Origin of the sequence: Dapis hubbardiae BLCC-M172, assembly GCF_050016015.1 — a bacterium.
GTDB lineage: Bacteria > Cyanobacteriota > Cyanobacteriia > Cyanobacteriales > Microcoleaceae > Trichodesmium.
The window spans coordinates 19,696-32,169 of sequence record NZ_JBNHEQ010000176.1 but is presented as its reverse complement, the minus strand read 5'-3'; the positions used below and the strand labels follow the sequence as shown (position 1 = coordinate 32,169).

Genomic DNA, 12,474 nt, shown 5'->3' with positions numbered 1-12,474 from the left:
GATAATTGATAATGGATAATTGATAATGGATAATTGATAATGGATAATTGATAATGGATAATTGATAGTTACCCAACAAGTTCAATAAGTCCAGTAGGGTGCGTTTCCGCTCTTAGCGGACATGAAAAGACGGCTAAAATTTAGACTGTGAAAGACATTTAACAATCTGTCGGAACGCACCATTGCATAAGTTTCGGTTCACTACAGTCTTATTTTCAACTGCCATATTTTTAAATAGGAGAACTTTGTGAAAGCTTTTGTAATTCAGGAATTTGGTAAATTAGTCTGTACTGAAAAACCACAACCACAACCAAAATTTGGAGAAGTTTTAGTCAGAGTCACAGCAGAGTCCAGTAGGGTGCGTTTCCGCTCTTAGCGGACATGAAAAGACGGCTAAAATTTAGACTGTGAAAGACATTTAACAATCTGTCGGAACGCACCATTGCATAAGTTTCGGTTCACTACAGTCTTATTTTCAACTGCCATATTTTTAAATAGGAGAACTTTGTGAAAGCTTTTGTAATTCAGGAATTTGGTAAATTAGTCTGTACTGAAAAACCACAACCACAACCAAAATTTGGAGAAGTTTTAGTCAGAGTCACAGCAGTTTCCCTTAACTATCGAGATATTTTAATGGTTAAAGGTCTTTACAACCCCCATTTACCTTTACCTGTTATTCCATGTTCCGATGGAGTTGGAGAAGTTGTGTCAGTAGGAGAAGGTGTCACCAGAGTGAAACCGGGAGATAGAGTCGCTGGCATTTTTCTGCAGAAATGGTTATCAGGTAATTTAACTACAGAAGCAGCAAGGTCAGCTTTGGGTGGTGAAGTTGATGGAATGTTAGCAGAATATGTAGTCTTGTCTGAAAATGGGGTGGTAAATATTCCTGCTCACTTATCTGATACAGAAGCAGCAACTTTACCTTGTGCTGCAGTAACTGCTTGGCATGCTCTAATAGAAGCAGGTTTAAAACCAGGGGAAACAGTGTTAGTAATGGGAACAGGTGGAGTTTCCTTGTTTGCGTTACAGTTTGCAGTAATGGCAGGAGCGCGAGTCATTGCAACTTCCAGTAGTGATGAAAAATTGGAGCGGGTGAAACAGTTAGGTGCATCTGATGTCATTAATTATAAATATGTGCCTAAATGGGAAAAACAAGTGTTGGCGTTGACTGAGGGAGTAGGAGTTGACTATGTTGTGGAAGTTGGTGGAGCAAATACTTTGAGTAAGTCTGTGAAAGCAGTGAGAATGGGAGGTCAAATAAGTTTAATAGGTGTATTAGCTGGAGCGCAAGGAGAATTTAATCCTTTACCCGCAGTAATGAAAGGAGTACGCATACAGGGTATTTTTGTCGGTTCGCGTCAAATGTTTGAGACGATGAATAAAGCAATAAATGTGCAGAAATTACGTCCGGTTTGCGATCGCGTATTTCCATTTGAGTCAGCTCCAGAAGCATTGAGTTATATGGAAACAGGTTCCCATTTTGGTAAAATTACAATTGAATTGAAGTAAGGAAGAAGAAAGAAGGAGGACTAAGGGAACTCAAACTCACAGCAATTCTATACACCATGTAGACAGTGGGGTATTAAACGACAAAAGGACTTACGCAGAAACCGGGTTTATGAACTAAAATTGGCAATATCAAGCGTTAAATTAGGGTAATAAACCCGGTTTCTTGGTTGGGGTGCGTAAGTTTTAGATAAATAAGGAGACAAACATGAAAGCATTCATAACTAATTTTGGAATACAAATAATAGACATATTCTAACAATTGAGAGACAATTTCATCTGGAGAAAGCCCCATTTTTTCATAGCAAATAACAATATCTTCTACTCTAATTCGATGTCCAGCAATCCGAGGTTTTCCACCACAAATTCCTGGAGTAATTTCAATGTGTTCTGTAATTGTAGATGTTTTAGACATAACTAATTTTGACATACAAATAATAGATATATTTTAACAGACAATAGTTTTTTTAGCTAACTAAGAAAAATTATTTAGGTTTAGGATTCTACTACAAGCAATTTATTCAATTATTGATGCTAATATCACATCTACTGCTGATATAATAGCTGCAAAAACCAGAAATAAAACTGCTCTATTTAACATTTTAGCTGTAGCGTCTCTGAGTTCAGCTAACTCTATAATTGACTCATTCCAAACTTCAATTAACGAACGCCGATAACGCTCTTCAGTAATACTCAGACATTTTTCAATCAACTTTTGAGGCAGAATATTTGTTCCTCCTTTTTTTGGTTTAAATCCCCATAATCCAAAAATCAAAGAAATAATTAAGCTACAAAGAGTTAGTATTTTTAGAATTAAGCACATTTTACACTTTAAACAAATGTCTGTGTCTGGCAAATTTAAAACCAGGGAATTATCAGGTAAATCTGATGAAAAACGAATCATAATAGCATCAAACCCAATAACTGTTCCTAACTTAGTATTTAAAGTGTTTTGACTAGAATCTAAATCTTTTAAAACCTGCTGCGCATATTCGTAAATTAGTTGTATATTAGAGTTGTCCTTTTCTGTCAAAATAATAGCCTCCATGTCTAATAATTCACAACAAAATGAAAACTAAAATCAGAAACCGTCTGATACTTATCAGGAACTAAAACCACCTAAACAACCTGAAAAAAATGAACCAACTGTGAAGTTTGAACCTGAAGACGGAATACCTATCTGGAATAATAGTGAAGATATTTCAAATCATGTAGATTGAAACTTCTAAATCAATAATTTTCAGGCGGGCTGATACCCTCCTTATTGCTAAAAAATAACTAACTTTATACTAACAATTGATAGTTACCTTTTGCGGCTTTTTGTTCCTGATTTTTTCTGACTATAGCGACTTTTTTTCCACTGGCAATTAAAAGTATTATCTATTAATTTTTTTAGACATATTATGGAAATTTTATCATCGTGAACAGAACCAGACTTGCTCTCAATATTAATAATTTCAAATCCTATCTTTTGAAGTTTCTCTGATTTATTTATCTCACCAACATAATCTCCATCATCTACTGTTTCACCTGGTACTACTGATTGATGTATATCCCAACAAATTATTTGATCGGTTATAACTAATGGATGGTTAAATAGCTCATCAGTTGCGAATAAAAATTTGTATTCTAAACCTTTTAATTCTTTATTTATTCTATTGTCACCGTACTCAGCAGCTATACTATCAATTCCTTGCCCTGAAAAAGTTAGAGGACGTAACCATAAATGGGCATAAGGCGACTCAGATGGAACAAAATAAGACAATAATGTATATAAAGCACCTACTCCATGTTCTTCTCCTGTAATAGGAACTAATATTTTTTTATCTTTTAATTGCTCAATATCAAGAATATAAAAATAGTCACGCTCTATGATTTTTGATTTAGTTTTATTGAATTGTTTGACCTGGACTTCAGTTTTTGAAGGACTAACTTGATTTCCAATTCTTTCTATTAGCTCTTGAAAGACTTTACTCTGATTATATGTTCGATCTAGAAAATCTTTAATTTTTTCTATGAAATGAGGATCTCTCAAAGTTTTGAGAGAAGATTCACTTAAATTATTTCTGTCAGTTACTAGGTTAAAGCTACCATTTATTACTAACAAGTAATGACTCTGTGCTTTACTATCATTTAGAGCTGCATATTCTTGCATTGAGCCATGACTAAATATTTCATTGTATCGGCAAATCTTGACTCCTTCTGAGCAAATAAAAGTACCTCTCTGAGAAGTAAATTCAATTCCTGATTTTTTATATTGATTATATATACCTCGATCTAAATCTTGATAATAGTCAAGTGCCCTACGATTTCCATCAATAGCTAGTGCAATACAATAGTTGAAACCCCCAAATTTAAAAGTATCTGCACTTCTATCATAAAATTTTCCATTAGTTAGCTGTTTTATTTGAGCAGGACTATAAGACACATATTTTTCTAAGCCAGGAATTACTTCTGGTCTAATTACATAGGGATATCCTATAGGAATTTCCTCTAAATTTCCTGTTTTACTACTACAATTCCAAAGAAATAGATGACATCTATCATTATATGAACTCGAACAAGTCTTAAAATTTTTCGCTGCTACAGAACTAAATCCTGTTGTTTCTGGCTGTAATATTCTAACATCCCCATGCCTCGTATAAAATCTTATATAACTTTTGATATAAGGATAGTCGTTATCGGTACTATAATAATGAGGGAAATTATCTACTTCTAAATACTTCACTAAAATTAAAGTACCACTTTTAAACTTTGAATCAAAATAGTCTTTATTTAATTGTTGTAAAATAGCGGTTGTTCGAGAATCAGGTTGATGTAATAGGTTGAGCAATGTGTTCCAGGGTTGTCGATCTTCAGAAACCTCAACATTTTCATTTTCTGAATCTAAAGTGTCTCTGGGATTATCTATAATTACTCTACGCCAATAACTTTCATCTTCGTCTTTACATCTAGTTATTAATGCAAACTTACCAGAAGCAAAACAAAGCTTTGAACCTTGACATTTATAACCTATAGAATCTCCTTTTGTTTTAGTAGAAAGACCAATCGAAAAAAAAGCATCTAAAGGAGTTACACCATTAATTTTTTGCCTATCACTTATACCAATGCCATTATCAAAAAATATAAATCCTGAGTATTGGAGCAAAGGATAAATTTCAATAATTGATGCTCCTGCATCGTAAGAATTAGATATTAATTCCCTAATAACTTCACAGGGATCTTTTCTATTGACTGAAAGTTCTAAAAGTGTATGTCTGTAATTAATTCGAGGGCGGAGTTTTCGTTTATTATTTGCCATTTTGCTTGATTAGTTTAGAAAACAATATAACTTTGAGTAAATTAGGGTGTGTTTCAGCACACCCTATAATTATAACCTACTTCAACCCATCAACTAACTTCTCCCTCGCACTCTCCAACGCTTCCTTCAATTTACTCGGATCGCGACCCCCTGCTTGCGCCAAGTTCGGGCGTCCGCCGCCGCCTCCTCCACACATTTTCGCTATCCCGCCAATAAATTTCCCTGCTTGCAAACCTTTACCATTAACAGACTTACTAAAAGCAGCAACCAAACTCACCTTCCCCTCAGCTCCGGAACCCAATACCACAGCACTGTCGCCCAACTTTTGTTGCAACCTCTCTGCTGCTGTCTTCAACGCCTCCGCATCAACTCCAGGCATTTCTGCTACCAATATCTGAAACTCACCGACAGTCTTAGCATCCCCTAACAACTGGTCAGACTTTGCTACTGCTAACTCCCCTTTCAACGCCTCCAACTGTTTCTGCGACTCCTTCAACTCTTGCTGCAAATTACTCACCCGCTCCGATAACTCCTCCGGTTTTGCCTTAAAGCGATCGCTCAATTCTTTCACCACAACATCCCGGACGTTCAAATAATCTAAAACTGCCAAACCTGCTACCGCTTCTATACGGCGCACCCCAGAAGAAATACCAGCTTCAGAAATAATTTTAAACGCTCCTATTTCTGCGGTATTATTCACATGAGTTCCCCCACATAATTCCATCGACACTCCCGGATAGTCAACTACCCGCACCACATCGGCATATTTTTCCCCAAACATAGCAACTGCTCCTTTTTCCTTTGCTACTTCCAATGGCATTTCCGCAACCGTTGCCTGATGTGCTTCAGCTATCCAACTATTCACTTGAGCTTCCACTTGCACAACTTCCTGCGGTTTCAACCCCCGCGGACAATTAAAATCAAACCGCAAACGGTCAAAAGATACCAACGAACCCGCTTGAGAAATTGATGAGTCTACCAAAGACCGCAAAGCTGCTTGTAACAAATGAGTTGCCGTATGGTTGGCCTGCGCTCGACGGCGACAAACACCATCTATTTCAGCATTCACCGTCATTCCTAACTCTAACGTTCCCTTTTCCACAGCACCGAAATGTACAAAAATATTATTCTGCTTTTGCACATCTTCTATCCGCACAACCACATTATCCCCAGTCAGAAAACCGCGATCGCCTATTTGACCCCCAGACTCACCATAAAAAGGAGTTTTGTCAAGTACAATTTGCACTTGAGTACCCGTTTCCGCATCCTCAACCTGTTTGCCATCAGCTATTAACGCCATCACCTGTGCAGGAGAAGTCAAATCTGTGTACCCTAAAAATTCCGTTTTGTCAACATCTAATTTGACTCCACCCTCGGCAGTCAAGTCAATAGTTTGATGTGCTAACTGAGCGATAATTTTCGCCTGTTCCATTTCTGACTCAAACCCACTCACATCAACAGTCAAACCATTTTCTTCAGCTATTTCCTGGGTCAATTCCAGAGGAAAACCATAAGTGTCATACAACTTGAAAGCATCCTCCCCAGAAATTTGTTTACTTTTCTGAGTTTCCGGTTTTGCCATAACTTCTGCCAACAGTTTCTCACCCCGCGCCAATGTTTTCAGGAAGCCCGACTCTTCCCGTTGCAACTCAGCTTGAATAGCACTTTCCCGTTCCCGTAAATTAGGGTAAACATCCTCAGCAAGAGCGATCGCTGTTGCAGCAACTTTGGATGTAAATTCCCCAGAAATTCCAATCAAACGACCATGACGCACAACTCGCCGAATTAACCTTCGCAAAATATAACCCCTACCAACGTTAGATGCGGTTACACCATCAGCAATTAAATTAGCTACTGCTCGCACATGGTCGCCAATGACTTTCAGAGAAACTTTAGTTTTGTCGTCACTTTTTGCATAGTCGATACCAGCAATATCCGCAGCAGTTTTAACGATCGGAAAAATTAGGTCAGTTTCATAATTATTCGGCACTTTTTGTAATATTTGCGCCATTCTTTCCAACCCCATCCCGGTATCAATATTTCTGTTTTCTAGTGCTGTAAGATTTCCCTCAGCATCGCGGTTGTATTGCATAAACACCAGATTATAAAATTCGATAAACCTGCTGTCATCTTCCAAGTCAATGTTATCATCCCCTAATTCTGGATGAAAATCATAATAAATTTCCGAACACGGACCGCAGGGACCCGTCGGACCAGACGCCCAAAAATTATCTTCTTCTCCCATCCGTTGAATGCGATGTGCTGGAATACCAATTTTGTCGCGCCAAATAGCAAACGCTTCATCATCCTCTCGGAAGACGCTAACAACTAAACGCTCCGGTGGTAAACCGAATGTTTTTGTCGAAAGTTCCCAAGCGAAGGCGATCGCCTCTGGTTTAAAATAGTCACCAAAACTGAAGTTACCCAACATCTCAAAAAATGTGTGATGTCTGGCAGTGCGACCAACATTTTCAATATCGTTAGTACGGATACATTTTTGGGAAGTAGTCGCGCGGGGATATTTCCGGGGTTCTTGTCCGAGAAATATGGGTTTAAAAGGTAACATTCCCGCAATAGTGAGTAATACTGTGGGGTCTTCAGGAACTAAAGATGCGCTAGGCAAAATAGGGTGTTCCCGTTGTGCGTAAAAGTCGAGAAACTTTTGGCGAATTTCGTTACCTGTGAGTTTTTTGGCAGACATAATTAATTATAATGTTAGGTGGTCTAATTTGAATTTTCAGTCGATACAGGCAAAATTTTACCTATTGAAATTTTACAACTTTTATTGTAATAGGTATTAGGTGTTATATGCCATTGAGCAACATAAATTTTCTATAATAGCTGAAATCTTGAACGAGTATTTCCAGAAATTACATAAACTTTTTCTAGAAGTCCGAGCAGGAGGTTTCATAGAATTTTTCGTTCTTGTTTTTCATCAGATATATAATTTATTTTAAATCTTTAACAGAATAAATATAGACCTAATTTCTCAAGATTTAGATATTATTTAATTGAGTAATTAAATAATATTTATACTTAATATTGAATTAATATTTTCCTTCATTAGCTTGTATGGAAAACTTAATACTAACTTAATCAAATACTCCTGAAATTAAAAAATAGAAAAAATGTTAAATTTATTTTTCTAGTTGCTGCTCGATATAAAATACTAGGATGTATATTTGTAGGAACAAATAGCAACTTAATATTTGATTAGCTTTGGAAATTTAGAATAGTATATTTATTGCTAATATTCAGAAACTAAAACATCTCTAAAAATAATGCTAACTAACGGACTTATAGAAACCGAACCCTTGGAATTAGAGGATATCTTTATTTCTCTAGAATCGTTACCAGAACCTTTTGATGGCGGTGTTAATCAGAATGGTGCCAATTCTATTTCAATTCCTGATAATCCAGTATTGCAAGTTCCAGATGGATTTACTGTTAATGTTTTTGCTGATAATGTTTTTCCTGAAAATGGAAATCCTCGTTGGTTAGGATTAACTCCTACTGGAGATGTATTAGTAACATCACTAAATTCATTTAACGATCCAAATACTAAAATACTTTTATTACGGGATACAGATGGAGATGGTACAGCGGATTTTTCTCAAGTTTTTGCTGATGCAGAAAATGGATTAAATAAACCTTTCGGCATGGTTTTTACTGAAGATTTTTTCTATGTGGGAAATACAGATTCAATAGTAAGATATTCTTATAATATTGGCGACACAGAAATTAATGGCACTGGTGAAAAAATTGCCGATTTACCAGGAGGTGGCAATCATTTCACTAGAAACTTAGCAATTTCTCCAGACGATCAACTTTTTGTTTCTATTGGTTCCGGTGGCAATGTAACAATAGAAGAATTACCCAGAGCATCTGTACAAGTAATGAATCTAGATGGTTCTAATCAACAAACTTTTGCTTTTGGTTTAAGAAACCCTGTAGGTTTAGATTTTCATCCAATAACAGGTCAACTTTTTACCACTGTAAATGAACGAGATGGATTAGGAGATGACTTAGTTCCTGATTATTTCACAGGATTAGAACAAGATGAATTTTATGGTTGGCCTTATGTTTATTTATCACCAGATTTTCCCGACCCACTTATAACAATAGAAAATCCGAATTTCGTACCGGAAACTCAAACTCCAGATTTCGTCGCAGAAACTCAAACTCCTGACGTATTATTTCAAGCACATTCAGTACCTCTAGGACTCCAATTTTATGATGGTGATACTTTTCCAGAAGAATATCAAAATGGAGCATTTGTCGCATTTAGAGGCGGTTTCAATCGTCAAGAACCCACAGGTTCTAAAATAGTATTTGTACCCTTTGATGACAATGGAAATGCCACAGGAGTATATCAAGATTTTTTAACAGGTTTCTTAGATGTTTCCGCAGAACCTGAAACTACTTGGGCTAATCCCGTTGGTTTACAAGTATTACCGGATGGTAGTTTGTTGTTTACCGACCAAGGAAACAATCGAATTTATCGGATACAATTTCCCGAAAATGAAACTAGAGAAGGTACTAATGACAATGATAATCTCCAGAGTGGAGAAGGTGACGATCAACTTTTTGGTAGAAGAGGTCGCGATCGCCTTACTGGTAACGGTGGGGACGATACCTTAATTGGTGGTGTTGGTCGAGACACTCTGAATGGTGGTAGGGGTGATGATACTCTTAATGGTGGTCGTGGAAGCGATCGCCTATTTGGCAAATCTGGGAACGACTTATTAATAGGTCGCCCCGGTAACGATATCTTGTTAGGAGGTGAAGGTAACGATACTCTAGAAGGAGGTATCGGTCGCGACAGACTCAACGGTGGAGCAGCAAACGACCTACTCACAGGAGGTGGTAGTATTGACCGCTTTATCTTTAATACTAATCAGGAATTTCAGACAGAGGATGTAGGTATAGACACAATTACTGATTTTTCTCAAACACAGGGAGATATTATTCTCCTAGACCTGAGAACTTTCACTGCTATCAACAGTCAGTCAGGAACAGGTTTCAGCATCAACAGTGAATTTGCTACTGTGACTAATGACCAAGAAGCAGAAACTTCTGATGCAGTAATTGTTTATAACAGTGAAAATGGTAATTTGTTCTATAATCCTAACGGTAGTCAAGCAGGTTTCGGTAATGGAGGTCAATTTGCCACTTTGACAAATATTCCAGAGTTAGAAGGAGAAGATTTCTTTCTTAGAGGTTAGCGATCGCTATTTGCCAGCAGTGGGAGCATCTTGCTCCCGTGTAGTGGTTGATAAATGTTTGGCGCTAAAGCGCAACTACAAACAAGAGGAACATACGAGGAATATTTGATGGAAACAAATAAACCAGACTTCTCAACTCAGTTATATTTGATAGCGCTACGCGCTAGGGAATAGGGAACAGCGGTGCGACCCCGCGTCGGCGTAAGACGCAAGGGAACGCGCACCAAGAGAGGGAACAGGGAACAGCAGATGGTCAAAGGCTTTTCCTAGGTCATGCTGCGCAAACAGGATTTAAAATGTCAAGAGCCTTAATGTGTAGCGCTATATTAAGTGAAGTTTCATAAAGAAATGATCTACTGAGAAAAACAGCACTAATATACAATCTGCTGACTTTCAAATAATACAATTTAGTATTAAGATGTGTTGCTGAAAATGCTATAAAACTACTCCTTTTAATCCGATAAAATTAACATTTTTCAACACTATTTTCATAATCATAGAGTTAGAATAGAAGAAGTTGCAACCTAACTATATAGTTAGATGTACAGCTCTATTTTGATAAATTTTTAAAATGAAAATGGATTATCTAATCGTAGGCAGTGGTTTATCCGCCTTAGTATTTGGAGCGCTAATGGCAAAATCCGGTAAGCAAGTCCGAATATTAGAGGCCCATGAACATCCGGGAGGTTTTGGTCATACCTTTACGATGGCAAAAAAATATAAATTTAATGCACAACTTCATTACGTTTGGGACTGTGGAGAAGGAGGTAGTGTTAATCGAGTTCTCAAAAAGCTAAATTTAGATCGAGTTGTTACTTTCAATAATTACGATCGTAATGGATTCGACCACATGAGAATGCCTGGTTATTCACTAGATATTCCTTCAAAATCTGATGAATTAATTCAGCGTCTTGCAGCTTTATTTCCTGCTGATGCTCCTCGCTTGCGTCAATTTATTGAAGAGGTAGAAAAAACCAGTGAAGGGTTAAAAATATTATCACCACCTCTCAAAGCTGTTGAATTATTGCAAAATATTGGAGAAGTTTTCTGTGCTTTAAAATATTTGCATAGTACCCTTCAAGATGTGTTTGATCGCTTTAATCTTCCCCAAGCAGCGCAAACTCTTTTAGCCTTACAATGGCCGGATTTTTTATTGCCCCCAGAACAACTATCTTTTTATGCCTGGGTAATTTTATTTACGGGATATCAAAAAGGTGCTTTTTACCCAACTAAACATTTTGAATTTGCCATCGATTCTTTGGTCAAGGTTATTAAAGAAAATGGTGGTGAGATTTTATATAATCATGAAGTAACTGACTTTATCCTTAAAGATAAAACAGTGACTGGTGTTCGAGCTATTAATCGTCTCAAAAATCAAACTGAGGAATTTACCGCCGAAACGATTATCTGTAATATGGACCCGAAAAAAGCTGCTCAGGCGATCGGGTGGGAAAAATTCTCCAAAACATTACAGAAAAAGCTCAATTATGATTATTCGCCCTCAAACTTTGTGGCATACTGTGCACTCAAAGATATCGATCTGCGAGATTATGGATTTGGAGAATGGAATACCTTTCATAGCGAGCATCGTAATTTGAATGAAGCCTTTACTCAAATGTATGAAAAGCACGACTTTTCTAACCCTTCTTTTGCAATTACAACTCCGAGTTTATTAACCCAAGAGGAACGAGACTGTCCGGAAGGATATCAGATTATTGAGTTTTTGACGGTTGCTAATTATGTTTACTTTAAGCAACTGAAAGAACAAGATAAAAAAGCCTATCAAGAGAAAAAGACAGAAATTTTAGATGCCATGCTGAACGTAATGGAACGAGATTATGTTCCCAACTTAAGAAAGCATCTGGTCTTTAAAATTACTGGCACTCCCACAACAAACGAGTATTTTTGTGGTTGTCCCCAAGGAAATTCTTACGGTTCTAGCTTAACCCCTAATAACATGGGAATAGGTAGGCTCAATCATCACACTTCTTTAAAAAACTTCTATTTTTGTAATGCGTCTTCTGGGTATCCTGGATTTGCTCCTACATTTTGGACGGGAGCAATTTTATATCAAAGATTATCGGGAGATTTAATTTTATCCAAGAATTAACAATTAAATAATACCAATTTCATTATTGTAGTGATATGACACACCTAAAATGTTGCAATAGTAGGGGCGGGTTCCGCGTTAAGTTAATATTGTTACCAATTATTCAGATAAACCCGCCCCCACCCCAATCATCTAATGCACACTCATTAGCTGTGTCGGTCTAGTAGGGTGCGTTAGACGGCTAAAATCTAAGCTGCGATCCGGTATTTAACAACCCGTCGTAACGCACCATTGCATAAGTGTCAGTCCATTAGGGGATTATAACACGCTTATCCAAATTTGATATTAGGTGTTGGGTGTTGTGTTACATAAACCGGGTTTCTACAAAGCAG

General features: G+C 37.1%; 8 protein-coding genes. 4 read left to right on the top strand and 4 right to left on the bottom strand.

Translation table 11 applies throughout. The features are described 5' to 3' along the window. The first annotated feature begins 247 nt into the window (after window positions 1-247). Entirely contained in the window at window positions 248-376 is a 129-nt protein-coding gene (locus ACP6PK_RS15940) for a hypothetical protein (protein ID WP_426560728.1), read from the top strand. Between the two features lie 131 nt (window positions 377-507). Then, window positions 508-1,509 (top strand): zinc-dependent alcohol dehydrogenase family protein, encoded by a 1,002-nt coding sequence (locus tag ACP6PK_RS15935; protein ID WP_426560726.1) that lies wholly within the window; start codon window positions 508-510, stop codon window positions 1,507-1,509. Between the two features lie 136 nt (window positions 1,510-1,645). Here ACP6PK_RS15935 and ACP6PK_RS15930 read toward each other — a convergent pair whose 3' ends face one another. The 4 genes from ACP6PK_RS15930 to alaS all read right to left on the bottom strand — a co-directional run bounded on the left by ACP6PK_RS15930 (window position 1,646) and on the right by alaS (window position 7,508). Further along, window positions 1,646-1,921: a DUF433 domain-containing protein gene (locus tag ACP6PK_RS15930; protein ID WP_426560724.1), complete on the bottom strand. Its 276-nt coding sequence runs from the start codon at window positions 1,919-1,921 to the stop codon at window positions 1,646-1,648. 102 nt (window positions 1,922-2,023) lie between these two features. After that, window positions 2,024-2,539 (bottom strand): Pycsar system effector family protein, encoded by a 516-nt coding sequence (locus ACP6PK_RS15925; RefSeq protein WP_426560722.1) that lies wholly within the window; start codon window positions 2,537-2,539, stop codon window positions 2,024-2,026. A 270-nt stretch (window positions 2,540-2,809) separates the two neighbouring features. Then, complete coding sequence (locus tag ACP6PK_RS15920) at window positions 2,810-4,807, bottom strand: ATP-binding protein (RefSeq protein WP_426560720.1); 1,998 nt, start codon at window positions 4,805-4,807, stop codon at window positions 2,810-2,812. 76 nt (window positions 4,808-4,883) lie between these two features. After that, complete coding sequence (alaS, locus tag ACP6PK_RS15915) at window positions 4,884-7,508, bottom strand: alanine--tRNA ligase (protein WP_426560718.1); 2,625 nt, start codon at window positions 7,506-7,508, stop codon at window positions 4,884-4,886. 580 nt (window positions 7,509-8,088) lie between these two features. Between alaS and ACP6PK_RS15910 the strand changes: the two genes are divergently transcribed. After that, window positions 8,089-10,032 (top strand): PQQ-dependent sugar dehydrogenase, encoded by a 1,944-nt coding sequence (locus ACP6PK_RS15910; RefSeq protein ID WP_426560716.1) that lies wholly within the window; start codon window positions 8,089-8,091, stop codon window positions 10,030-10,032. 577 nt (window positions 10,033-10,609) lie between these two features. Next, a complete protein-coding gene (locus tag ACP6PK_RS15905; RefSeq protein WP_426560714.1) occupies window positions 10,610-12,142 on the top strand; it encodes a phytoene desaturase family protein in 1,533 nt (510 codons plus the stop codon). Window positions 12,143-12,474: the final 332 nt, after the last annotated feature.